General features: G+C 51.3%; 24 protein-coding genes. 23 read left to right on the top strand and 1 reads right to left on the bottom strand.

Annotated features, from left to right (window positions below; all coding sequences use genetic code 11):
* Positions 1 to 69: 69 nt before the first annotated feature.
* The 15 genes from FPL14_RS11620 to murA all read left to right on the top strand — a co-directional run bounded on the left by FPL14_RS11620 (position 70) and on the right by murA (position 14436).
* Positions 70 to 441 (top strand): NADH-quinone oxidoreductase subunit A, encoded by a 372-nt coding sequence (locus tag FPL14_RS11620; RefSeq protein ID WP_182303092.1) that lies wholly within the window; start codon positions 70 to 72, stop codon positions 439 to 441.
* Positions 426 to 944 carry a NuoB/complex I 20 kDa subunit family protein gene (locus tag FPL14_RS11615; RefSeq protein WP_182303091.1) on the top strand — a complete coding sequence of 173 codons (519 nt, stop codon included), beginning with the start codon at positions 426 to 428 and terminating at the stop codon, positions 942 to 944. The genes FPL14_RS11620 and FPL14_RS11615 overlap by 16 nt, the downstream gene beginning before the upstream one ends.
* Complete coding sequence (locus tag FPL14_RS11610; protein WP_182303090.1) at positions 941 to 1282, top strand: hypothetical protein; 342 nt, start codon at positions 941 to 943, stop codon at positions 1280 to 1282. Before FPL14_RS11615 ends, FPL14_RS11610 begins: the two co-directional genes overlap by 4 nt.
* Positions 1283 to 1353: 71 nt before the next feature.
* Complete coding sequence (locus FPL14_RS11605) at positions 1354 to 1719, top strand: NADH-quinone oxidoreductase subunit C (protein ID WP_324617899.1); 366 nt, start codon at positions 1354 to 1356, stop codon at positions 1717 to 1719.
* Between the two features lie 6 nt (positions 1720 to 1725).
* Positions 1726 to 2826, top strand: coding sequence for an NADH-quinone oxidoreductase subunit D (locus tag FPL14_RS11600; RefSeq protein WP_182303089.1), 1101 nt, complete (start codon positions 1726 to 1728; stop codon positions 2824 to 2826).
* Positions 2826 to 3833 carry an NADH-quinone oxidoreductase subunit NuoH gene (gene nuoH, locus FPL14_RS11595; RefSeq protein WP_182303088.1) on the top strand — a complete coding sequence of 336 codons (1008 nt, stop codon included), beginning with the start codon at positions 2826 to 2828 and terminating at the stop codon, positions 3831 to 3833. Before FPL14_RS11600 ends, nuoH begins: the two co-directional genes overlap by 1 nt.
* Positions 3834 to 3846: 13 nt before the next feature.
* Positions 3847 to 4293 (top strand): NADH-quinone oxidoreductase subunit NuoI, encoded by a 447-nt coding sequence (gene nuoI, locus FPL14_RS11590; RefSeq protein WP_182303087.1) that lies wholly within the window; start codon positions 3847 to 3849, stop codon positions 4291 to 4293.
* Positions 4294 to 4296: 3 nt separating this feature from the next.
* Positions 4297 to 4824, top strand: a complete 528-nt coding sequence (locus FPL14_RS11585) for an NADH-quinone oxidoreductase subunit J (protein ID WP_182303086.1) — start codon at positions 4297 to 4299, stop codon at positions 4822 to 4824.
* Positions 4825 to 4826: 2 nt separating this feature from the next.
* Positions 4827 to 5129, top strand: a complete 303-nt coding sequence (gene nuoK, locus FPL14_RS11580) for an NADH-quinone oxidoreductase subunit NuoK (RefSeq protein ID WP_407644670.1) — start codon at positions 4827 to 4829, stop codon at positions 5127 to 5129.
* Positions 5130 to 5134: 5 nt separating this feature from the next.
* Positions 5135 to 7006: an NADH-quinone oxidoreductase subunit L gene (nuoL, locus tag FPL14_RS11575; protein ID WP_182303084.1), complete on the top strand. Its 1872-nt coding sequence runs from the start codon at positions 5135 to 5137 to the stop codon at positions 7004 to 7006.
* Positions 7006 to 8631 carry a complex I subunit 4 family protein gene (locus FPL14_RS11570; protein ID WP_182303083.1) on the top strand — a complete coding sequence of 542 codons (1626 nt, stop codon included), beginning with the start codon at positions 7006 to 7008 and terminating at the stop codon, positions 8629 to 8631. Before nuoL ends, FPL14_RS11570 begins: the two co-directional genes overlap by 1 nt.
* Position 8632: 1 nt before the next feature.
* Positions 8633 to 10186, top strand: coding sequence for an NADH-quinone oxidoreductase subunit N (locus FPL14_RS11565; RefSeq protein ID WP_182303082.1), 1554 nt, complete (start codon positions 8633 to 8635; stop codon positions 10184 to 10186).
* A 308-nt stretch (positions 10187 to 10494) separates the two neighbouring features.
* Entirely contained in the window at positions 10495 to 12492 is a 1998-nt protein-coding gene (locus FPL14_RS11560) for a S8 family serine peptidase (protein WP_182303081.1), read from the top strand.
* Between the two features lie 54 nt (positions 12493 to 12546).
* Entirely contained in the window at positions 12547 to 12807 is a 261-nt protein-coding gene (locus tag FPL14_RS11555) for a DUF1146 domain-containing protein (protein WP_182303080.1), read from the top strand.
* A gap of 243 nt (positions 12808 to 13050) precedes the next feature.
* Positions 13051 to 14436 carry a UDP-N-acetylglucosamine 1-carboxyvinyltransferase gene (murA, locus tag FPL14_RS11550; RefSeq protein ID WP_182303079.1) on the top strand — a complete coding sequence of 462 codons (1386 nt, stop codon included), beginning with the start codon at positions 13051 to 13053 and terminating at the stop codon, positions 14434 to 14436.
* A 259-nt stretch (positions 14437 to 14695) separates the two neighbouring features.
* Here the strand turns inward: murA and FPL14_RS11545 are convergent, their stop codons facing one another.
* On the bottom strand, positions 14696 to 15622 hold the full coding sequence (locus FPL14_RS11545; protein WP_182303078.1) for a transposase: 927 nt from the start codon (positions 15620 to 15622) through the stop codon (positions 14696 to 14698).
* 417 nt (positions 15623 to 16039) lie between these two features.
* Here FPL14_RS11545 and spoIID point away from each other — a divergent pair, with 417 nt between their 5' ends.
* From spoIID to FPL14_RS11505, 8 genes are all read left to right on the top strand, one after another.
* Positions 16040 to 17149: a stage II sporulation protein D gene (gene spoIID, locus FPL14_RS11540; protein ID WP_182303077.1), complete on the top strand. Its 1110-nt coding sequence runs from the start codon at positions 16040 to 16042 to the stop codon at positions 17147 to 17149.
* A 94-nt stretch (positions 17150 to 17243) separates the two neighbouring features.
* Positions 17244 to 17984: a M23 family metallopeptidase gene (locus FPL14_RS11535; RefSeq protein ID WP_182303076.1), complete on the top strand. Its 741-nt coding sequence runs from the start codon at positions 17244 to 17246 to the stop codon at positions 17982 to 17984.
* Between the two features lie 178 nt (positions 17985 to 18162).
* The gene (locus FPL14_RS11530; protein WP_182303075.1) at positions 18163 to 19278 is read left to right on the top strand and encodes an HD-GYP domain-containing protein; all 1116 of its coding nucleotides are present in this window, start codon (positions 18163 to 18165) and stop codon (positions 19276 to 19278) included.
* A gap of 202 nt (positions 19279 to 19480) precedes the next feature.
* On the top strand, positions 19481 to 19768 hold the full coding sequence (gene spoIIID / locus FPL14_RS11525; RefSeq protein WP_169281548.1) for a sporulation transcriptional regulator SpoIIID: 288 nt from the start codon (positions 19481 to 19483) through the stop codon (positions 19766 to 19768).
* 107 nt (positions 19769 to 19875) lie between these two features.
* Positions 19876 to 20874 (top strand): rod shape-determining protein MreB, encoded by a 999-nt coding sequence (gene mreB / locus FPL14_RS11520; protein ID WP_324617898.1) that lies wholly within the window; start codon positions 19876 to 19878, stop codon positions 20872 to 20874.
* A gap of 26 nt (positions 20875 to 20900) precedes the next feature.
* On the top strand, positions 20901 to 21767 hold the full coding sequence (locus FPL14_RS11515) for a flagellar hook-basal body protein (RefSeq protein ID WP_182303073.1): 867 nt from the start codon (positions 20901 to 20903) through the stop codon (positions 21765 to 21767).
* A 26-nt stretch (positions 21768 to 21793) separates the two neighbouring features.
* The gene (locus FPL14_RS11510; RefSeq protein ID WP_182303072.1) at positions 21794 to 22636 is read left to right on the top strand and encodes a flagellar hook-basal body protein; all 843 of its coding nucleotides are present in this window, start codon (positions 21794 to 21796) and stop codon (positions 22634 to 22636) included.
* Between the two features lie 66 nt (positions 22637 to 22702).
* The gene (locus tag FPL14_RS11505; protein ID WP_182303071.1) at positions 22703 to 22936 is read left to right on the top strand and encodes a DNA-directed RNA polymerase subunit beta; all 234 of its coding nucleotides are present in this window, start codon (positions 22703 to 22705) and stop codon (positions 22934 to 22936) included.
* The last annotated feature ends 43 nt before the right edge of the window (positions 22937 to 22979 follow it).

Genomic DNA, 22979 nt, shown 5'->3' with positions numbered 1-22979 from the left:
TTCGTGGACTTGAATGGGAGCATTTGTTATACTTATGGGGTAAATTTACCTGTTTGCGGAGGCGTTGAAGTGGAGAAATACATCAATTCATACGTCATTGTTACCGTCTTCCTAATCCTAGGTATCGCATTTCCGATTTTCGTATTGTGGCTAGGATCCGTGCTGCGGCCCAAAAAACCGACGGACGAGAAGCAAACCACTTACGAGAGCGGGAACGAACCGGTAGGGGACAGCCAGATCCGCTTTAACGTAAGGTACTACTTGTACGCATTGATGTTCGTTATTTTTGACGTGGAAACCGTGTTTCTTTACCCTTGGGCCGTAGCTTACAAACAGCTTGGTCTATTTGCTTTGGTCGAGATGATCATCTTTGCCGGTCTGTTGCTAGTGGGGTTAGTGTACGCTTGGAGGAAGAAGGTGCTGAAATGGAATTCGATTTAGCGAACGTATCGCCGGAGGACCGGAAAGAAGTAGAACGCAACGTATTCTTTGGCACCGTCGAACAACTGAAAGGTTGGGCCCGAAGCAATTCATTGTGGCCGCTTACCTTCGGCTTGGCTTGCTGCGCGATCGAGATGATGGCGGCAGGCGGGGCGCACTACGATCTGGACCGTTTCGGAGTTTTGTTCCGAACGTCGCCGCGGCAGGCGGACGTCATGATCGTCTCGGGAACCGTGACCAAGAAGATGGGGCCTTTGTTGAAGCGGTTATACGATCAAATGCCGGAACCGAAGTGGGTTATCGCGATGGGATCCTGCGCGACCGCGGGAGGCCCGTACGTCAAATCTTATTCCGTTATTAAGGGCGTCGATCAGATCGTGCCGGTAGACGTATATATACCGGGCTGCCCTCCCAATCCCGCAGCGCTTATCTATGGCATTAACAAGCTGCAAGAGAAAATCAGATACGAGGCGAAAACCGGAAAGCAGGTGACTAGCCGATGAGCGAGGATAATAAACAAGAACCGAAAGAAACCCCGGCATCGACGGAGCCTGCAGCGGACGCTAAACCGGCTTCGGAGGAAGCAGCGGCTGCGCCCCCTGAACGCCGCAAAGAGACGGACGAAGAGAAGGCAGCCCGGCGTAAAGCCGCTTTAGAAGCCCGCGAAGCGGCGAAGGCCGCGGCGGCGCAAGCGGCAGCCAAAGCCGCGCAAGCCGGCACCGAAGGTCGCGCCGCGGCGAAATCCTCGGCTGATGGCGAGGGGCCGGAGCGGAAGAGGAGCAGCCGGTTAAACAACCGTCGCCTAACCAGCCGCGTCTCGATCGGGTTGTCGCGTTACTAAGAGAGTTAGTAGCGGACGATGCCGTTGACGAGTCCTATATTAACGAAGCCAATGATCATCTTCCTACATTAGTGCTAAAGAATGAGCATTGGTCGAAAGCCGCGCCATTATTTCGTAATCACGAAGTCTTGAACTGCAATTATTTGCGTAATGTTTCCGGAGTAGATTACGAGACCTATATGGAGGTCGTCTACTATCCGCTCAACCTGAATAATCGCGAAGGCTACTGCGTTAAGGTACGCACGGACCGGGACAATCCGACGGTACAGTCCGTGACTCCGATCTGGGAAACCGCCAACTGGAACGAGAGGGAAATCTACGATCTGTTAGGCATAGATTTTCCAGGCCATCCAGACCTGAGACGCATCATGATGCCCGATGATTGGGTCGGACATCCGCTCCGCAAAGACTACGTTCCGCTTGACCCGGAGGTGTAAGCACGCGTGATTCGTACAGAAGAACTGCTGCTCAACGTTGGTCCGCAGCATCCGAGCACGCACGGCGTGTTTCGGATCATCGTCAAATTAGACGGAGAAGTAATAACGGAAGCGACGCCCGTAATGGGTTATCTGCACAGAGGCACGGAGAAGCTCGCGGAAAATTTGAATTTTACGCAAATCGTTCCTTATACCGATCGAATGGACTACGTGTCCGCCATGACGAATAACTATGTTCTCTGCCACGCGGTGGAGAAAATGATGGGGCTGGAAATTCCGGAGAGAGCGGAATTCATGCGCCTTATTGTCATGGAAATGCAACGGATTGCGAGCCATTTGGTATGGTGGGGAACTTACTTGCTCGATATCGGCGCGCTAAGCCCGTTCTTGTACGCTTTTAGCGATCGCGAGCGAATACTCGGCCTGTTCAACGAGCTTTGCGGCGCGAGGCTCACGTACAACTACATGCGCGTCGGCGGAGTGAAGTGGGATGCGCCGGAGGGCTGGATCGACAAGGTCAAAACATTGGTCAAAGATATGTACAACCGCCTGGACGAATATCATAACTTGGTAAGCGGCAATGAAATCTTTCTGTACCGGATTAAAGGCATCGGCAAGTACGATGCCCAAACGGCGATCGAATACGGCTTGTCCGGAGCGAACCTGCGCTGCACGGGCGTCCAATGGGATCTGCGCAAAGCAGAGCCCTACAGCCTATACGACCGTTTCGAATTCGACGTGCCTGTTGGCAAAAACGGGGATTGCTTCGACCGGTATGAAATCAGGATGGCGGAAATTACCCAAAGCTTGCGCATACTTGAGCAAGCGCTCGAACAATTTCCGGGAGAAGGCGAGACGATGGGCAAGGTCCCGCGCGTCATTCGGCCGCCGGCCGGAGAAATATACGTGCGGATAGAATCGCCGCGCGGAGAGATCGGTTGCCACATCGTATCCAACGGCAAAGCCGAACCCTATCGTCTGAAATTCCGTCGACCGTCCTTTGTTAACCTTCAGATTTTGCCCAAGCTGCTCGTCGGGGAAAGCATGACGAATTTGGTTACGATTCTCGGGGGCATCGATATCGTGCTCGGGGAGGTTGACTGCTAATGCAGCGTTTCTGGGATGAACCGTTAAGTTGGGGTATTGCCGGGATATTCGTTGCAGCTGCAATCGGGGTGTTGGCCGTCGTCATAATTTTCGTTACATACGCTATTTATTTCGAACGCAAATTCATCGGGTGGATGCAATATCGTAAAGGTCCGAACCGTACGGGACCGTTAGGTTTGCTGCAAACCGTCGCGGACGTATCCAAGCTGCTGCTCAAGGAAGACACGATTCCTAAGAAAGCCGACAAAGGGTTGTTCATCCTTGCGCCAGCGCTAGCTTTTGTGCCTTCTTTCGCCGTATTGGCATTCATCCCTTATACAATGGATTTGCAATTCGCGGATTTGAACGTTGGTTTCTTATATTACATCGCGCTCTCCGGGATTACGACGATTGCTATCGTCGTGGCGGGATGGGCTTCCAACAACAAATACTCGCTGCTAGGCGGCATGCGTTCCGCTGCTCAGATGATTAGCTACGAAGTGCCGCTGGTCATGTCCGTAGTCGGCGTCGTGATGATGACCGGAAGCTTGAACCTGAGGGATATCGTCATTGCCCAAAGCGGTTACTTCTGGGAGTGGAACTTCCTGCCGCAAATACTCGGGTTCGGGATATTCCTGATCGCGGCGGTATCGGAGTTGAACCGGACGCCGTTCGATTTGCCGGAAGCGGAATCGGAATTGGTCGCGGGTTATCACGTCGAATATAGCGGATTCCGATTCGCTTTCTTCATGCTGACGGAGTACATCTACGTATACGCGATTGCCAGCTTAACGACGATTCTGTTCCTTGGAGGATGGAATCCGCCGATCCCGCAGCTCGATTTCGTGCCGGGGATCCTATGGTTTTTCCTTAAGTTTGCGGTAATCGTGTTCTCCTTGTTCTGGATTCGCGCGACTTTCCCGAGGCTTCGGGTCGATCAGTTGATGGGAATGGCGTGGAAGGTGCTGCTCCCGCTCGCGATACTCAATATTTTCTTAACGGCGCTCGGAATAGAATTGTTAGGATAAGGAGGCTGAAGTCATGAAGGGAATGCTCAAAGGTCTCGGCGTTACACTGAAAACGATGGGTACCAAGAAGGTGACGTTAGCGTATCCTGACGTTCCGATCCAGATGCCGGACCGGTTTCGCGGTATCCAGTACTTCGAGCCGGATAAATGTATCGTATGCAATCAATGCGCGCGCATCTGTCCGACGGACTGTATTACGCTGACGGGCAAAGCCAATCCGGATCCGGAGAAAAAGGGCAAGGTCATCGACACTTTCGACGTGAACTTCGAAATTTGCATTCTATGCGATCTGTGCACGGAGGTTTGTCCGACGGAAGCGATCGTCATGACGAACAATTTCGAGCTCGCCGCATACAGCCGCGATGATTTATACAAAGATAAACAATGGCTGTACGAGAACAATCGGAACATTCGCGAGGACAACAACAATATCGGGTCTCCGAAAGGAGGCGCCAAATAAACGGTGTTTAACTTCGATATCGAGTTTACGGGCGAATTCGTCGCTTTCTTCTTATTGTCGGTATGCGCGATCGTCGGAGCGGTATTGGCGATCAACTTCACGAAGGTCGTTCATACGGCGCTCTCGATTGCTTTTACGTTCGTATCCATAGCGGGATTGTACGTCCTTCTTGAAGCCGAATTTATTGCCTTCGTGCAAGTGTTATTGTACGTCGGAGCCATAACCATTCTTATGATCTTCGGAATTATGATGACCAAGCACGACGGAGAAGGCAAGGAACCGGGACGGCCGCTGTTAGAGACGCTGGCCGCGATCGGTTGCCTTTGCCTGTTCGGAATTATCTTTTACGGTATACGCAACGCCGACTTCCCTACGGATTCGGCTCCTTTCGTAGAGGACAATACTCGCGAAATCGGGAAGTTGCTATTCACGCAATACGCGATCCCGTTTGAACTTGTATCCGTGCTGCTAACCGTTGCTTTCATCGGCGCGATCGCGCTTGCCAAGAGAGAGGAGGAGAGCTCGCAATGAGCATGCTGTCCTCCTACTTAACGCTTGCCGCCGTATTGTTTTGTATTGGGTTATACGGCGTGCTTACGAAAAGAAACGCCATTATCGTACTCTTGTCGATCGAACTGATGCTCAATGCGGTTAACCTCAACCTGATCGCCTTTTCCAAGTACGGGGTCAACCCATCGTTAGCGGGTCATATCTTCTCCTTGTTTACCATTACGGTCGCAGCTGCCGAAGCTGCGGTAGGCATTGCGGTATTGATCGTGTTCTACCGCAGCCGCGCAACGGTGAACGTGGACGAATTCGACGAGTTGAGGAGGTAACTTTCATGAGCACCTTCTTTGCACAATACGCCTGGCTCGTCCCGGTGTTTCCGTTCGCCGCATTCGCGATTCTGACGGCGATGGGCAAAGGGTTGAAAAAATCCGGAGCATGGATCGGGACGGTCGCCACCTTCGCTTCTCTAGTTCTGTCGATCTGTATCGCGACCGAGCGCCTTTCCGGGAATGCCGAAGATTACAGCAATCAATTTACTTGGATTGAAATCGGAACATTAAAGCTTAACGCGGGCTTCGAGGTAACGAATCTCTCGACGTTAATGCTGGTCGTCGTAACGTTGGTCGGTTTTCTCGTGAATCTGTATTCTCAAGGATACATGAAGAAAGACGAGAGAATCTCTACCTTCTACGCTTACGTTGCTTTGTTTACAAGCTCCATGCTTGCATTAGTGTTGGCAGACAATTTGCTCACCTTTTATATTTTCTGGGAGCTTGTCGGCGTCTGCTCGTTCTTGCTCGTCGGCTTCTGGTATCAGAAGCCGGAGGCGAAGGCAGCGGCGAAGAAAGCGTTCATCGTCACCCGGATCGGGGATTTGGGCTTGCTGATCGCGCTGCTCCTGCTGTTCTGGTACATGCCGGGCCATGCGCTGGATTTCACGACTATCCACAACGTATTCGACTCGCAAGGCGGAGGCGCCATCTCCACGGGAATTACGACGCTCATCGCTTTGCTCATTTTCCTCGGAGCGGTTGGGAAGTCGGGCCAATTCCCGTTGCATGTCTGGTTACCGGATGCCATGGAAGGCCCGACGCCAATTAGCGCATTGATTCATGCGGCAACGATGGTTGCGGCCGGCGTGTTCCTCGTCGCCCGGACGTTCGATATTTTCGATGCTTCGCAGGTTGCGATGACGACGGTCGCCATTATCGGCGCGTTTACGGCGATTTTCGCCGCGACGATCGGTCTCGCTCAGAACGATATCAAGCGAATTCTAGCTTATTCGACCGTCAGCCAACTAGGCTACATGATGTTGGCCCTTGGGGTCGGCTCCGTAACGGGAGCGATGTTCCATCTGTTCACGCATGCTTTCTTCAAAGCGTTGCTGTTCCTGGGAGCTGGCAGCGTCATCCACAGCGTGCATACACAAGACATACGCGAAATGGGCGGTCTTGGAAGCAAAATGAAGGTAACGGCCTGGACGTTCGGTATCGGCGCGCTTGCCCTGTCCGGGATACCGCCGTTTTCGGGATTCTGGTCCAAAGACGCGATCTTGACCGTGGCGCTGGATAAACAGCCGATCTTGTTCGTCGTAGCCGTCATAGCTGCGTTCTTTACGGCGTTATACATGGCAAGATTATTTTTCTTAGTGTTCGTCGGCAAACCGCGGGAAGGCCAACATGCCAAGGAATCCCCATCGGTTATGACGATTCCGCTCATCGTGCTCGCCGTCCTGGCTACGGTAGCCGGTTTTGTCGAGACGCCGTTCAACGGTTGGTTCGGCCATTGGTTAATGGGCGATGAAGCAGAGCACCATGTCAGCGGTTTGGTCATGGTCGTGTCCGCGGCCGTAGGGTTGTTAGGGCTCTATATCGGATGGCTGACTTACGTCAAAGGAACAATCCGGCGCGATGCGGTGACTTCGCAAGTCCCTTGGCTGGTTACCGTGCTCGAACGCAAGTATTATATCGATGAGCTCTATCAATGGTTGTTCGTCAAGCCTTTGCAAGGGATCGGTAAAGCGCTAGAGCTGTTCGATGAATACGTGGTGGACGGAATCGTCCGCTTGTCGGGGTATTCCGTGTCCGCTCTAGGCCGGTTAAATACTAGGCTGCAGAGCGGCCAAGTTCAAGCCTATGCCCTTACGGCAGTCATCGGAATCGTTATTCTGATTGTCGCGATCGCCGGAAGGAGGTTCTGGTAATGCTGGATGACTTGCCGGTACTTTCGTTTATCGCATTTGCGCCGTTAGTCGGCGCGCTGATCGTTCTGATGCTTCCGAGCGCCAGAAGCAATTGGCTTAGAACCACGGCAATTATTTTTACGTTAATTCCTCTAGCATTGACTCTATGGTTGTTCGCCGCTTATGAGCCAGCCATGGGTGGCGGAGCGTACACGGAACATTCGACCTGGTTGTCCATCCCGCTGAACAACGAAGTTCTGAATATGACGTTGCAGGGCGGAGTAGCTTCGTTAAAAGTGGCTTTCGACTACCATATGGCGGTCGACGGAATATCGATGCCGTTGCTGCTGCTGACGGGTGTCGTGTCTACGATGTCCGTTCTCGCTTCGGTACATATTCGCAAACGATGGAAAACCTATTATGTATTGTTTCTTCTCTTGCTTACCGGAATTTATGGCGTGTTCCTGGCGCGCGATTTAATTTTGTTCTTTATTTTCTTTGAAGTGACGCTTATTCCGATGTTCTTCCTAATCGGGATCTGGGGTTATTACGGGCGAGAGAAGGCGGCTACGCGGTTTCTCATCTATAATGGGCTTGGATCTGCGGCGATGCTGCTATCCTTTCTCATTCTGATCGTTACGTTAGGATTTAGCGTAACCGGAGAGACGAATTTCCTGTATAGCGGAAATTATGACGTACTGCTTGCCAACGTCGCCGATCCGAATGCCGTAGCGAACATGGATGTGGAAAATTCGAGATATTTCGGAATATTCCTGACCGACGGCGCGAGATGGGGAGCATTCGTGCTGCTGCTGATCGCGATCGGCATCAAGGTTCCGATCTTCCCGTTCCACACATGGATGTTAAAGGTGCATACGGAGGCGCCTCCGGCGATCGTAATGATCCACTCCGGCATCTTGCTGAAGATGGGCGTATACGGATTGATCCGCTTCGCGGTATTCTTATTTCCCGAGCAGTTGCAGTCGTGGACGACGACGTTGGCCGTTCTCGGGGTCATCAATATTTTGTACGGCGCAGTACTGGCATGCGTGCAGAAAGAGTTCAAGCTGGTACTCGCGTATTCAAGCATAAGCCACATGGGCATCGTGCTGCTGGGGATCGCATCTCTTGAGGAAGTCGGCTTGCAAGGCGCGATCTATCAATCGGTGTCGCACGGACTCATCTCCGCGTTGCTGTTCCTCATCGTAGGCAGTATTTACGAACGGACGAATTCTACGCAACTGAGCGATTTGGGCGGACTGGCCAAAGCCGTTCCGTTCATGTCGGGAATATTGCTGATCGCCGGTCTGGCTTCGTTGGGATTGCCCGGACTATCCGGCTTCGTGGGCGAATTTTTATCGTTCCTCGGATTGTTCGGATCGATGAAAATCATAACCGCCATTGGCGTGCTGGGGATATTGTTCGCGGCTATCTACGTGCTGCGCAGCATTCTTAGCATCACGTACGGTCCGATGCCCGAACGATTCGCAGGCATGAAGGATGCGCGGTTCATTGAAGCGTTGCCGATGATTACGCTCGCGGCGCTTATTGTCTTGCTAGGCGTCTACCCATCCATATTAACGGACCTCATGCAACACGGATTTACGGGACTACTGGAACAAATTCAGACGAGGGTGGGGGGATAACATGGAAGCTTTGCAGACTTTGTCGTGGAGCGATACGTGGTACTTAGCCCCCGAGCTCGTGTTGTCGGGTTTTGCTATCTTGCTCGTCATCCTCGATCTCGTGCTTCCTAAGAGGGTCAGTCGGGATGTCATTGGTTGGCTGACGCTTGCGGGAATCGTCGTATCCGCTGGATTCGTAGTAGTCCTAATGCTCTCATTGGGAAAGGGCGTCGATCCGTCGGACAGCGCTCCGGGATACTATTCCCTGCTGAACGGCAGCTACCGGATAGACGATTTCGGCAACTTGTTGAAGCTAGTGTTTTTGGGCGCTTCGGCATTCATCGTTTTCTCGTCGCTCGGTACGGTTCGGGATGAGGATGTCCCCGTCAAAGGAGAACTTTATTATCTTATACTCCCGGCGGCTCTAGGCGCGATGGTCATGTCCTCGTCCGGTGATCTGATTACGTTGTTCGTAGGATTGGAGCTTTTAAGCATCACGACTTATGTGCTCGTAGCGACTCGTAAGAGAAGCAGGCTGTCCAGCGAAGCCGCGTTTAAGTATGTCGTGACTGGCGGTGTAGCTTCCGCGTTTATTTTATACGGGATGTCATTCCTTTACGGCCTTACGGGCGGAACGAACTTTGCTGTAATCATGCAGGGTCTAGGCTCGGCGGTCGAAAACTTCGAAGCTTTGCTGTACATCAGTTTCTTCCTGATGATCGCTGGCTTCGCCGTCAAATTAGCGCTGGCGCCGTTTCATGCTTGGGCGGCAGACGTATACCAAGGCGCTCCGACGCCGGTAACGGCATTCTTGGCGGTTGTCGCCAAGGGTGCGGCATTCGCCATGTTATACCGCATTTTCATGAATACGGCTTTTATGGCTCCGGCGGCAGACACCTTGCTTAAGAAGGATGTTTTCTTGGGTTTATCCGTTCTAGCCGCTGCGGCGATGATCGTCGGTACGGTAGGGGCATTGAGACAAAAAAACGTGAAACGGTTGCTTGCTCTCTCGGGAGTAGCGAATGCGGGGATTTTGCTTGTCCCTTTAGCCATTAGTTTAACGGAGATGCACGCTTCCTTATTTTCCGAGTTTATTTATTTCTTCGTAGCTTACGCTTTCATGAACATCGGCGCGTTCTCCGTGCTGACGATCGTGGCCAGAGATACCGGCAATGAGACGATATCGGGGTTCGCGGGTCTGTACCACCGTGCGCCATGGACGGCTGCCGCGATGACGATCCTGCTCTGTTCGTTGGCCGGTCTTCCGGTTACGGGCGGTTTTATGGGTAAGCTGTTCATCCTGTTCGGAACTGCACAGACGCATACGTACTGGCTTGGCGCCATTTTACTAGTGACTACTGTCGTTTCTTACGCTGTATATTTTTCGTTCATTCGTCAAATGTACATGAGAAGCGGTACGGTGGATAACGGATTGACCTTGTCGTTCCCAGCCGTCATTACGATATGGATATGTGTGATAGTGACGTTGGTTCTAGGATTTTTACCCGTACCTATTCTGGAATGGATAGGCGAAGTGTTTTCCATTCCAACGGATTTACTCATACTGCGAGGTTAACAGAATAAGGATAAAAAGGGCAGTCTTCAAGTCGCGAGGCTTGGAGATTGCCCTTTTATTGCGACAAATTGCGACCTTAGACCCGATTTTCAAAGGGAAAGAAGGGAATCGCTGTCGAAAATCGAAATGAATAATAGACAACGACGAAACCGTTTTACACGAAAGGAACAAAGGTGTTGGTTAAGCTGCGTAACCGTTCGGGATTAAGTTCAATTTCACGTAAATTCAACTTGCGGTTTTTTATTGCGCTGGCGTCTACAACTCTTGTTTGTTGTTCCGTGATGTTACTATCGACAGATAACCGGTCGGTGATACGAATTTCTGTTGTCGCCATTGAGAAGAAATCTCCGGTTATTGCCCAGGCTATACAACCGTCCCCGTCTAAGCTTGTGGTTCCTCTGGCGGCCCCTCCTACTCCCGCTTTCTTGAAGGCGATCGGGATTCCGGAAGCATGGGCTTATTTAAGCAGAGATGTTACGTCGACTATAGCTATCGTGGATACGGGGGTCGATTTTAATCATCCTGACCTAAAGCCTTATCTCCTAGAGGGTAAGAACTTGGTTAATGGGCGGAAAACGGCTCAGGACGATAACGGTCACGGTACGGCGGTAGCCGGAATCATTGCGGCGGTTGCTAAAGCCGGCGAATTGTCGCCCGGGCTCGGCAGGTGGAAAGGGAGTCTATTGCCGATTAAAGCACTGGATCAGTTCGGCTCGGGCAACGAGGAGAAGCTGACCGAGGGAATCCGATATGCGGTGGACCAAGGAGCGGACATAATCGTGCTCTCACTTGGGCTTAGAAGAGATGCGCCGGGTTTGCGGGAAGCGGTAGCTTATGCTGAAGAAAAGGGAGTTCTACTCGTCGCTGCAAGCGGAAACGACGCGGCGGTATTCGGTGCCAAAGCAGCCGTGCAGTATCCTGCGGCTTATTCCACCGTTCTGGCGGTTGCGGGGTCGGAAGGGACAGAACCGACCGACCAGTCGACTTCCGGTCCTGAGAATGACGTTAGCGCGATGTGGAGGGTGCAAACCTTAACGATCAACGGCGGCGGCATCGAGATGGAAGGGACTTCGATGGGTGCTCCGCAGGTTGCGGCAACGGCGGCCATGCTAAAAGCGGTTCATCCGGAGTGGACACCGCTTCGTTTGCGCGAGACATTGAGAAGAACAGCGCAACATAGCGGCACCGAAATTTGGAATCCTAGCATGGGGTATGGACTTGTCTCCGCCATAAGAGCTCTTCAGGCGGATTCGACGATCGATTGGCGGGAGCCTAACAATACGAAGGCACAGGCAAGCGAGTTCCCGCTAGGGAAAGAAGTGACCGGAAACTGGAAAAACGGCTCGGATACCGATTGGTATACGTTTGAAGCGCCTTATAGCGGCTTATACGACGTTGAGGGAGATGGGGTTCGCTTGTCTCTTTATGATGAACAAGGGACTGTCGAGCCTCGACGCGCCGTTGCGGATGAAACGATGAGTTGGACGTTGAATAAAGGACGTTATTGGCTTCAAGTAAGCAGTTCGGCGTCTGCTTTTCAGTCTACGAACGGTTATAGGCTGGAATCCGCGTTCAGCATGAATCCTGATGCCAGAGAGCCTAACAATAGCGCGGCAGCAGCGAGCACTCTCCCTTCGCGAAGCCAGAAATGGACGGGAACTTTTCATACCCGCGGAGATGTAGATTGGTTTGTCGTGAAACTGCCCAAGCCGGGGATGATTAAGTTATCGATTACGCCAGACACGACACGGATTGATCCTCAAATCAAAATCCAGTCGTCGCGCGGAACGGAAATCATCGTCGATGAACGTGGAGACGGCGGCAACGAGCAATGGACAATGAGCGATGCGAAGGCCGGAACCTATTACATACGAATTTCCAATGCGGTTTCTTCGAACCCGATGGCAGTAATCGGGACGTATACCGCATCATTGGAATATATTACCGAGAAAGAGGATTTGTATGAACCGAATGAAAATCCTCTAACTTCCACACCGCTCTCGCCCGATAAAGTTTACAATGGGTTGATCCATACGACTAAAGATCAAGATTGGTATCGTTTTACTCTTACTAAAAAGCAGAAAGTAAAACTGTCGATCGGCAATATCCCTGATACAATGGCAATTCGCGTTGAATTACGGAATAAAAAGCTGCAAAGCCTAGAGAAATGGAGCAATGGCGAAGGACAGAAATCATTGCTTGGCGAGAAGGAACTGCTGCCTGGAACTTATTATGTCAAAGTTACGGCAGACAAGTATAACCGCAATCAATATTATGGACTTCAATTACGTCTTGCTAACGATTAGATCCGAATATGCCTGAAGCACAGCGAAGCCGGTCGTGGGAGGGAGGTTCGTCAAATGGATAACGAAGCAGGGTTATTCGCTTTAGCAGGATGGAATGGTCTCTTCTCGATCTTCGTTACTTTAGGTTGCGTGGTTGTCGCTTGGATCGTTTTGCAAGAAATAAATTTCGATAAAATCTTGCGCCAGCCTCGAAGTCCCCGGGCCAGAGTACTGCAACTGCTGCTAGCGGTAGGACTTGGCCATTTAGTCGCGCGTTTTGTTCTCGACTATTGGTCGTGGGTAGGGACGTTGAAGTGGCTTTTCCGTTCGGGATGATCGAATTTTACAAATCGATGGGACGGAAAATCAAGATTGGGTAATAATATTTAAACCATCGTATTCGGTTGAATATCGGTCGATAGTTGGTCGAATTCGGTCGAAATGAACAGTTTTACCCCAGAAAATGCCGCTTGTGTCATTGGTAGGGCTAGTGGTATGATAAAATTTGGGTTTTTCGGGGTCGGGCTTCTGGCCATTAAGGCTTCGGAATGAATCTATAACGCGCGGAGGGAACCACCCATGAGCAAAATCATCGTCCGCGGCGGACGTACCTTAACAGGAACAGTCCGCGTGCACGGCGCTAAAAATTCCGTCCTTCCGATCCTTGCCGCTGCTTTATTAGCGGAAGAAGGGTCCAGCGTCATTCATGACGTTCCCGCCCTGGACGATGTTAAGAACATTCTTCAAGTGCTCGCGGCTTTGGGGGTTTACGCGCAGCAAGAAGACGGAACTGTCCGGCTACATGCTGAATCGTTAACTTCGTTTGAAGCACCTTATGAATTGGTTAGAAAAATGCGAGCGTCGTTCTTGGTTATGGGGCCGCTATTGGCTCGTCTTGGAAAAGTAAGAATTTCTCTTCCGGGCGGTTGCGCGATCGGTACGCGTCCCATTGACCAGCATTTGAAAGGGTTTGAAGCAATGGGTGCGGAGATCGGTTTCGGTCAAGGCTCCATTGAAGCCAGCGTGGATGGCAAATTACGCGGGGCGAGAATTTATTTGGACATTGCAAGCGTTGGGGCTACGGAGAATATTATGATGGCTGCCACGACTGCAATTGGAACGACAATTATTGAAAATGCGGCTAAAGAGCCGGAAATCGTTGATTTAGCCAACTTCCTTAATGCAATGGGGGCCAAGGTCCGCGGAGCTGGAACGGGTGTCATTCGTATTGAAGGCGTCGAAAGGCTTCATGCGGCAGAACATCATGTTATTCCCGATCGTGTTGAAGCGGGAACGTATATGATCGCTGCAGCGATTACGGGCGGCGACGTTTATGTTGAAGGCGCGATTCGCGACCATCTAGGTCCAATCGTTGCCAAGCTTGAGGAGATGGGCGCCGTCGTCGTTTGCGATGAGAATGGCATTCGGGTTAAAGCCACGAATCCGCTTCGTGCCGTCGATGTCAAAACATTGCCATATCCAGGTTTCCCTACCGACATGCAAGCTCAGATGATGACGCTTCTGCTGGTTGCCGATGGCACGAGCATCGTAACGGAAACCGTATTCGAGAATCGGTTCATGCACGTCGATGAGCTGATTAAGATGGGCGCTGAAATTAAAGTCGATGGACGTACGGCAATTGTTACGGGCGGCACCAAGCTATCCGGAGCAAATGTGTGTGCAACCGATCTAAGAGCGGGTGCGGCACTGATTTGCGCTGCGCTTGTCGCGGACGGAAGCACGGAAGTAAGCGGGATTCATCACATTGAACGCGGCTACATGAACATCGTCAATAAACTGGCTGAACTGGGGGCGGATATTTATCGTGCTCCATCGCCGGAAGACATTATTCAGGAATCCGAGCAAGCCTCTTTGCAGCCGGAGAAACTTATGCAGCAGATAGAGCAGCGTGCTGCGGTAACGTCTGAAGTCGTTATCCGCAACATTCAGCCGACGCTTGCATAATCGTCGTATTCGTTAACAACAGACAGCCGACTAATGAAGCATATGAGCTAGACACATACACACATAAGTAGCAACTAATCTCGCTGATTGGCATGTTCTTATACTTAGCTAATAATGCTTATAATCGATCCCCTCGCCTATTAGGCCGGGGATTTTTTTATTTTTAAAATCTCGGCCCCCCCTATTTTTTTGACCTCGTATACCACTTCCTTCCCTCTCTATTTCACGCTATCCCCATGGCTCAGTAACCAGACCGCGATCACATCGCTTCTTGTGATTTTCGAACGAACCGCGTGCGTTTTAAAGATCGGAGAGTGGCGGAACGACCGATTAGCGCCGGATAAGTTATCGCATGAGAGACGGAGCAATCCAAGAGGAGTTTGGTGAATCTGCCCTCCAGAAGGTTGTTAGAGTAGTAACAATATTGATGGATATACGCTTGCAAATGCTTCGGACCAATGCCGCGAAACAATTTTCCCAACCATGAGGAAAGGTAGAGGCTTTCCCATACTAAAGTTTTGTTCATCGTTCTGCCGTATCGTCGGGTGATGATGACATTTTCCAGAGATCTAGGGTCAACATGCTTAGAAATGAATGGTTGGGGATCGGGACGATCGTACTTGTCGCGAAGCGATGACTTGGATTGATGTTCTATTTTCAAGTAACCTATGTTTCCGTCTTCAGCGTCGGATGCGCCAATGAGTATAGGCTGCTCTTGCTTGTGTAGTTCGAATGTACTCGTCAATCTCTTATAACATATAGCGTCGGTAACCCGTACAATCCCCTTCAGTAAAATCGCAGAATCCGCTTGGCGCATGGCAAAGCGAATTTTATGGCAGATCAGCCAGGCGGTTTTGTAAGTAACTTTAAGGAGATGCGAGAGTTGAAGTGCGTTTACGCTCTTGGCTCGGGCATGGAGATGAATAGCTTGGAACCATAAGCGCAATGGCGTGCGGCTACCTTCCATGACTGTTCCTGTTATTAAAGAGGTCTGTTTTTTGCAAGAATAGCATTCATAGAGGGGGAGCCTGCGCGTCGAAATTAAATAGGCGTGAGGGCTCTGGCAGCCAGGACAGCGAAATCCATTCGGCCATTTGGCTTTAAATAAGGCACTAATGCAATCTGATTCGTTATCGTATTGCCTACAAAATGCATCGAATGCGGCTGCGTCAAGTCTCGAACTCATTTCCGCGCCTCCCCTCGCCGGCTTCCTGGAACACTTGTTCTCATTTCATTTTACCAAACATGCGTTCTGATTTAAAGATAAAAATTCTATTATTTTCCTGATTTATCGGGATAACGCAAAGATCCGCGGAGTAGATTTTCGGAGCTCCTGAGCGAGAGGGATAGCGTCAAAGGGGATAGAAGATTGAATGGTACGGGGTGAGAAGCGATCGGGAAAACGGATTCCTGATCGAAGGGGATAGCGTGAAAAAGGAACGAAAGACAACGTATGAGCGCATAGGCGGGAACCGAACGGAAAGAGTCTAGCGAAGATAGTTCTACCTAATCCGAATCTCGCATATTTTGAAAGCATCGGTTGTCCAGCTTTGTCCGCGACGCGAATGAACTGCCGCCGAAATTCAATAGACGAGGTGGACACGTGAGTTCGAGAGTAGGCAAGAGGCAACGGGCAAGCCTTCATCTATGGTTTGCTTTCGTTAGCGGACTGATCGCGTCCACCATGATATGGGTTGCTTTGCATGGGGGCGGAAACTCTAGTTCAATCGAGATAGGGAGCGAGAAGTCGACCTTCGTTCAAAAGAAGGTTGCAGATAGGTTAGTTACCAAAAACGAGCCTAAGAGTGTTGGGGAAAAAGAGGAATGGGAGAAACAGCCGGAGGTACGAGTGTTGTTGTCGGAATCAAATAGCGTCGAGGCGGTTCCGTTAGAAACCTACGTACAAGGGGTAGTGGCGGCGGAGATGCCTATAAACTTTGAACCGGCTGCGCTGGAAGCCCAGGCGCTTGCTGCCCGTACTTATATTGTGCGGAGGCTCTTGTTAAAAGACCGGACCGGCATGAACACGTCCGAAGCGGACGTGACGAACACGCAAACCCATCAGGTGTATCGTTCGCTCGCCGAGATGAAACGGCTTCGGAAGGATGACGCGGAAGGCTGGGGTAAAGTAAAAAGCGCGGTTGCGAGGACCGCGGGGGAAATTATCGTCTATCGCGGCGAACCGATCGAAGCGCTGTTTTTTTCCACTAGTAACGGCTATACGGAAAATTCCGAAGAGGTGTTCGCTAATAAGCTTCCCTATCTACGTTCCGTAGCAAGTCCCTGGGACAAAGAGGGGTCGCCCAGAGCGCGTGAAACGATAGAGATGGAGTTGGCCGATTTCTATCGTAAATTGGATGCAGGGTCGATTACGGCTAATGTTAGCCGGAAAGATAGTAAGGCTCTGCGCATACTGGAATGGACGGCGGGGAAAAGGGTTAAGGAAATGCTGGCGGGAGAGAGGAAATGGACCGGAGAGGAAGTGCGCCACCGGCTTGGGTTACGCTCCGCCGCCTTCGATTGGATAATCGATAACGATAAGATTATTTTAACGACTTACGGGAGCGGCCACGGAGTCGGCATGAGCCAATGGGGGGCGCAAGGTATGGCGAAGGCGGGTAAAACGGCTCGCGAGATTGTCGAATACTATTATTCGGGAGCTGCCGTCGAGGAAGTTTCGAAGCTTGCGAATGGGCTGAATTATGGTTCGTAAGTAGGTTGTCACTATAAAAATTGCAATCTTTCAAAGCAAACAGGTATAAAACCCCGTCACCTGGTAACAATGGCTTACTGAGGTGATGATAATCATGAATGAAGGAAACAACAAAACTCCAAGAAAAATCGAAGAGTCTCACAAGTCAGTTGCGGGTTCGTCTCCCGCTGTCAGGCCTACCGGATGGAAAAAGTTCCTTTCCAAGCGCTGGGTATTCCCTGCAGCTTACATGGCCGCGGCAGCAATCATCGTTACGATTCTCTGGCTGAACTCGGGAACGGATCCTAAAGATCCGCAGAATTCCGTTCCCAGTCTGACAGGTGTCGAGAACGAAGCGAATGCCAACGGGCAATCCAGCCCGGAAGCAACCGCGGTAATCTCCAACGGAGAAACCCTTCGTTGGCCGGTAGACAAGATCGAAGACATGGACACGATCGTGCCGTTCTATGATGCGACGGCGTCCGTGGAAGAGCGCGAAGCGGCTACGGTCGAGTACAACAACACGTTCTCGCCCCACATGGCTACCGACTTAGCGCGCAAGGATGCACAGCCGTTCGAAGTATTGGCAGCATTAAGCGGTAAAGTGACAGTCGCAAGTCAATCTCCGACTAACGGTTACGAAGTGCAAATCGAGCACCCGGACGGTTTGGTCACCGTCTACCAAAGCTTGACGGATCTGAAAGTTCAAGTCGGCGACGAAGTGGAGCAAGGCGATGTCATCGCATCTGCGGGACAAAGCGAACTGGAGTCTGCCGAAGGCGCGCACGTACACTTCGAGGTTCGCAACAACGGTCTTTCGGTGAATCCGAATAGTCTGATCAAAGCGGCGAAGTAAAAGAGTTAGAGGATGCGGGGCGACTATATCGCATATAGTGCGATATAGTCGCCCTATTTCTATTTTTTGCTAGACAAATCTCGACAACGGAACGACCCATGTGTCATAATTCTTACCAACAACTGGTATTGCTCATCAGATTCCGATGGAAAGGTAGATAGCCATGAGGATTGTTGCGGTGTCGGAATTAGAGGTCGGGGATGTGCTAGAAAAATCGGTGCAAGGCAACAACGGCGTGGTTATGCTAGAAGCGGGCACGGTACTAACGGAGAAGTATATTAATAGGCTCAAAACGCTCAGGATTAAATTCGTTCATTTAAGCGACTCCCCGGAGTTCGGAACGGATTCATCTTCCAAGTCGAAGCGTTCCGCTTCCGATTCTTGGATTCGACCGGATATAGATCAGATGAAAGACAACGAGAACGGACGCAAGGATGCGATCAAGCTGGTCACGGAGTTCGTGGACAGAAGCTTGATGCTCGAACAGATCGTGCTGCCGTTCCCGGCAGGGAACTTCCGCCAGCAATTCCGGGACATGCTTATGGAGATTACCTCTCAACCGGCATTGGCGGATGAGCTTAGCGTCATGATGCAGACGGATCGTATTTTATTCGAACATGCGCTGAACGTGACCTTGTGCTCCAGCGTTATAGGAACCGCGCAAAATTTCGACAGCTCCAAGCTCTATGAACTAGCGCTAGGGGCTCTGTTCTGCGATATCGGCATGACCCGGCTGCCGCTGGATCTTACCAAAGTCAACCGCGAGTTGAACGAGTCGGAGCTTACCCTTCTCAGGCAACATACGAACGAAGGGTATCGCGTGCTGAAGGGGATCAAGGAAATTCCCCTCGTATCGGCGCAATGCGCTTTGCTGCACCACGAGCGCTACAGAGGATCCGGCTACCCTCTCGGAATGACGAACGATAACATTCCGGAGTTCGCGCAAATCGTAGGAATCGCCGATGTGTATAACGCTTTGGGGTCTCCCCGCCATCATCGGAACGCTTACCGTCCGGCGGAAGCGATCGAGTATTTATTGGCATCGGGAAATTACGATTTTGATTGGGGACTGATCAAAGCTTTCCTGAATCACGTCATCATTTACCCGGTTTCAACGCTGGTCAAGCTCAGCAGCGGTCAAACGGCGGCGGTGATGGAGACGGAGAGTCGTCCGATCCAGCGACCGCTTGTACAGGTTTTATCCGAACCTGACGGAACGGTCGTAAAAATTCCGTATTCGCTTGAATTGCAGCGGCATACGAACGTTGTAATCATCGGGAAAGCCGATAATTAAACCAAATCGAAACGTCCACAAGACGGAGGGGGAATCCCCTTCCGTCTTTTTTCTTAGGGCTTAAGATGCACTCCGAAGCCTTTTGGACCTAGTCACGGAGTCAAAAAAGGGACTTTCCTAGCCTGTCAGGCTTGGCTACATAGAATAAGTGACCGCGCCCCTCATATACTGTACCAATCTATTTCAGCAGGGAGGCGGGAGCGTGCACGATTACATCAAGGAACGTACGATTAAGATTGGCCGAAGCATAGTGGAGACGCGCAATACGGTGCGTACGATTGCCAAAGAATTCGGCGTCTCCAAAAGCACGGTGCATAAAGACCTAACTGAACGGCTGCCGGAGATCAATCCGGACTTGGCGGATCAGGTAAAGCACATACTCGAGTATCATAAGTCGATCCGGCACCTAAGGGGAGGAGAAGCGACCAAAATCAAATACAAGAAGACGACAATCAAAAAGCGGGAGGTTATGACAGCGGGTAAAGCATAATTTTTACCGTTAATGTCGACAAGAAAAGAAGGATTTGCCGTATAAGCAGCGAATATTATACTATTACAATATCAGACACTTCATATTTGGTGAGGGATAATAGGCGCATGTTTAGCAAAGACATCGGAATCGATCTGGGTACGGCCAACGTATCTATTCACGTAAAAGGCAAGGGAGTCGTACTCGACGAGCCCTCCGTTGTCGCTATCGAAAGCGACACTCGCAAGGTGCTGGCGGTTGGTGAGGAAGCCCATCGGATGGTGGGGCGTACACCTGGCAATATTATCGCGATTCGTCCCCTGAGGGACGGCGTTATTGCCGACTTTGAAGTGACGGATATGATGCTGAAAGCATTCATCCAACGTGTCGGAGGCCGGAATTGGTATAGCCGCCCGCGTATTCTGATCTGTGCACCTACGAACATTACATCAGTGGAACAAAAAGCAATCCGCGAAGCGGCCGAGAGAAGCGGCGCCAAGGAAGTCTTCCTGGAGGAAGAAGCGAAGGCGGCGGCGATCGGAGCGGGCATGGACATTTTCCAGCCGAGCGGAAACATGGTTGTCGATATAGGCGGAGGTACGACGGATGTTGCCGTTCTATCCATGGGCGACGTCGTAACCGCCTCTTCTCTTAAAATCGCAGGGGACAAGTTCGACGCCGCGATCATGAGATACATAAAGAACAAATATAAACTTCTAATCGGCGAACGCACGAGCGAGGACATCAAGATCAAAATCGGAACCGTTTACCTTAACGGGCGCAGAGAGGAAATGGATATTCGGGGCCGCGATATGGTAACCGGACTTCCGCTCACGGTGACGATTCATTCCGACGAAGTGCGCGAGGCGTTATGGGAGCCCGTCATGTCCATCGTAGCTTCCGCGAAATCCGTATTAGAGCGCACGCCTCCGGAATTGTCCGCGGATATTATCGACCGCGGCGTCATTCTTACCGGGGGCGGGGCGCTTCTCGACGGACTGGACGCGCTCTTGGCCGACGAAATCAAGGTGCCGGTCCTCATAGCCGAGGATCCGATGCATTGCGTCGTTAAAGGAACCGGAATCATGCTTGACCATCTCGACAAAATGACCCGTAAACTAGGTTGATAATTGCGTACTAGGAGGATGGCTTCATGTTAAGAGGTTTATACACGGCTGCATCGGGGATGCTGGCTCAGCAACGGCGACATGACACGATCACGAACAATATCGCGAATATTAATACGCCCGGGTTCAAAAGCAACAATTCCGTTAATCGCACGTTCCCGGAAATGCTCATTTCGGTTATGGGCGGTGCCAATCCGCCTGAAGGCAATGTAGGCAAGCTAAGCACAGGGGTATTCGCCGAAGAAAATCTCCTGAGCATGAGCCAAGGCGATCTGAAGGAAACCTATCGTTTTCAAGATTTGGCCCTCATCTCTGACATCCTTGTAGACGGAGCGACGTTTGATCAATCCGGTAAATACGTGGACGAGGACGGCGAAGTGACTTATAAACCTCAAGCTTTCTTCGCGGTCGCTAACGCGCAAGGAGAAGAGCGATATACGAGGGATGGAAGCTTCAAGACCGCGCCGGACGGAACTCTTTTGACTTCGGACGGATTAGAGGTCGTAGGCGCGAACGGGCAGCCTATCGTCGTGACCGTTCCTTGGGAGCAAGTTAACGTTAGCGCCGATGGCAGATTGCTGGATCGCACGACGGGTTTGCCGCTGGATGGGAATCCGCAACTGCGCATCATGCGCGTCGATAATCCTAATCTCCTTATCAGAGAAGGAGACGGCCGTTTCCGCTATGCGGGAGATAACGCAGGCATTCGACAAATCGCGGCAGGCGAAAGAGTCGAAGTCCGTCAAGGGTTCTTGGAACGCTCAAACGTTGATCCTGCCCAATCTTCAGTTGATCTGATGGCCGCTCTCCGGGCATACGAAGCGAATCAAAAGGTCATTCAAACCTATGATCGCAGCTTGGATAAAGCGGTTAACGAAATCGGCAGAGTATAACAGACGCCCAAAGGAGGAACTCCTAAGTGAACAACTCGATGATAACCGCGTCCGTGTCGATGGGCGCCCTTCAGCAAAAGCTGGATATGCTTGCTGATAACTTTTCCAATTCCAATACTGTAGGTTACAAACGTAAAACCGCGGTATTCGAAGATATATTGACGAGTCTTAATCCTCACTTGGAAGAATTCAACCAGCCAGGCAGACGAACTCCGCTTGGTTTCACGCAGGGCTGGGGGGCAAGACTGACATCTATCCAGACGGATATGTCCCAAGGCGTGCTGCAGCAAACGGGCAATATGACGGACGTAGCCATCGAGGGCAATGGACTGTTCGAGGTTCGTACGAATGGAGACATTAACGGGGCGCGCGCGTTTACGCGGCACGGTCCGTTTCAATTAATGCCCGATGCGAACGGAGACCGTATTCTCGTTACGAACTCCGGACAGCAAGTCGTAGGGGAAACGGGTGCCGGCGAAGATTTCATTCGCGTTCCGGCCGGTTACAATCTTACTATTGCGCTAGACGGCACCTTAACGGGAGTAGGAGCGGAAGGTACGGCTCCGATTGATCTGGGCAGACTGAAGTTAGTGGAAGTCACAAACTCCGAGTTGCTGCAGGCGGTTGCTGACAATCTCTACGGAGTGCCGGAAAATGTCGATCCGGCGAACGTAGTGCGCGATATTGCATTGCTTCCTAACGGAGAGTCAGGCATCGCAGTCCGACAAGGTTTCGTAGAGCAGTCTAACGTAAACATGGCGGACGAAATGACCGATTTGATGATTGTACAACGTGCATATCAGCTGAGCGCAAGGGCTCTTTCCTCCAGCGAACAGATGATGGGAATGACGAATAACCTGCGCGGTTGAGTATCCAAGCGGACAATGGTGCAAAACAAGTCCGCGACGTTGTGCTTTGAAGGAGACGAAAGCTTCATGACAGCACCCTCCCGTTCGAATGAGCAAGGCAAGCGATCCTCGGGAAGGATAGTTGCCCGTATTATTTGGTTGAGCATTAAAATGTTGATAATTCCGGTTCTTTGCATAATGGCTTTAATCGTCGGCTTGGCGATAGGATACACCGTTCTGGGGGACAAGCCCCTATCGGATGTGTTCGATTTCAACACATGGAAGCATATGTATGATCTCGTGTTCGCGGAGGGCGGCTGAAGCCTGGCCTGCGCCTTGCAACCGGGACGGCAACTCCCCGGCT

It is taken from the genome of Cohnella cholangitidis, from assembly GCF_014107495.1.
Lineage (GTDB): Bacteria > Bacillota > Bacilli > Paenibacillales > Paenibacillaceae > Cohnella > Cohnella cholangitidis.
Note: the sequence above shows the minus strand (reverse complement) of the source record. Positions and strands in the feature narration are given on the sequence as shown.

Excerpts from the sequence above, each read along its gene's own strand:
- nuoI (WP_182303087.1), top strand. The coding sequence starts at position 3,847 with ATGAAGGGAATGCTCAAAGGTCTCGGCGTTACACTGAAAACGATGGGT.
- FPL14_RS11610 (WP_182303090.1), top strand. The coding sequence starts at position 941 with ATGAGCGAGGATAATAAACAAGAACCGAAAGAAACCCCGGCATCGACG.
- FPL14_RS11535 (WP_182303076.1), top strand. The coding sequence starts at position 17,244 with ATGAATGAAGGAAACAACAAAACTCCAAGAAAAATCGAAGAGTCTCAC.
- mreB (WP_324617898.1), top strand. The coding sequence starts at position 19,876 with ATGTTTAGCAAAGACATCGGAATCGATCTGGGTACGGCCAACGTATCT.
- FPL14_RS11545 (WP_182303078.1), bottom strand. The coding sequence starts at position 15,622 with ATGAGTTCGAGACTTGACGCAGCCGCATTCGATGCATTTTGTAGGCAA.
- FPL14_RS11565 (WP_182303082.1), top strand. The coding sequence starts at position 8,633 with ATGGAAGCTTTGCAGACTTTGTCGTGGAGCGATACGTGGTACTTAGCC.
- nuoH (WP_182303088.1), top strand. The coding sequence starts at position 2,826 with ATGCAGCGTTTCTGGGATGAACCGTTAAGTTGGGGTATTGCCGGGATA.
- FPL14_RS11570 (WP_182303083.1), top strand. The coding sequence starts at position 7,006 with ATGCTGGATGACTTGCCGGTACTTTCGTTTATCGCATTTGCGCCGTTA.
- nuoL (WP_182303084.1), top strand. The coding sequence starts at position 5,135 with ATGAGCACCTTCTTTGCACAATACGCCTGGCTCGTCCCGGTGTTTCCG.
- FPL14_RS11505 (WP_182303071.1), top strand. The coding sequence starts at position 22,703 with ATGACAGCACCCTCCCGTTCGAATGAGCAAGGCAAGCGATCCTCGGGA.
- nuoK (WP_407644670.1), top strand. The coding sequence starts at position 4,827 with ATGCTGTCCTCCTACTTAACGCTTGCCGCCGTATTGTTTTGTATTGGG.
- FPL14_RS11555 (WP_182303080.1), top strand. The coding sequence starts at position 12,547 with ATGGATAACGAAGCAGGGTTATTCGCTTTAGCAGGATGGAATGGTCTC.
- murA (WP_182303079.1), top strand. The coding sequence starts at position 13,051 with ATGAGCAAAATCATCGTCCGCGGCGGACGTACCTTAACAGGAACAGTC.
- FPL14_RS11515 (WP_182303073.1), top strand. The coding sequence starts at position 20,901 with ATGTTAAGAGGTTTATACACGGCTGCATCGGGGATGCTGGCTCAGCAA.
- FPL14_RS11615 (WP_182303091.1), top strand. The coding sequence starts at position 426 with ATGGAATTCGATTTAGCGAACGTATCGCCGGAGGACCGGAAAGAAGTA.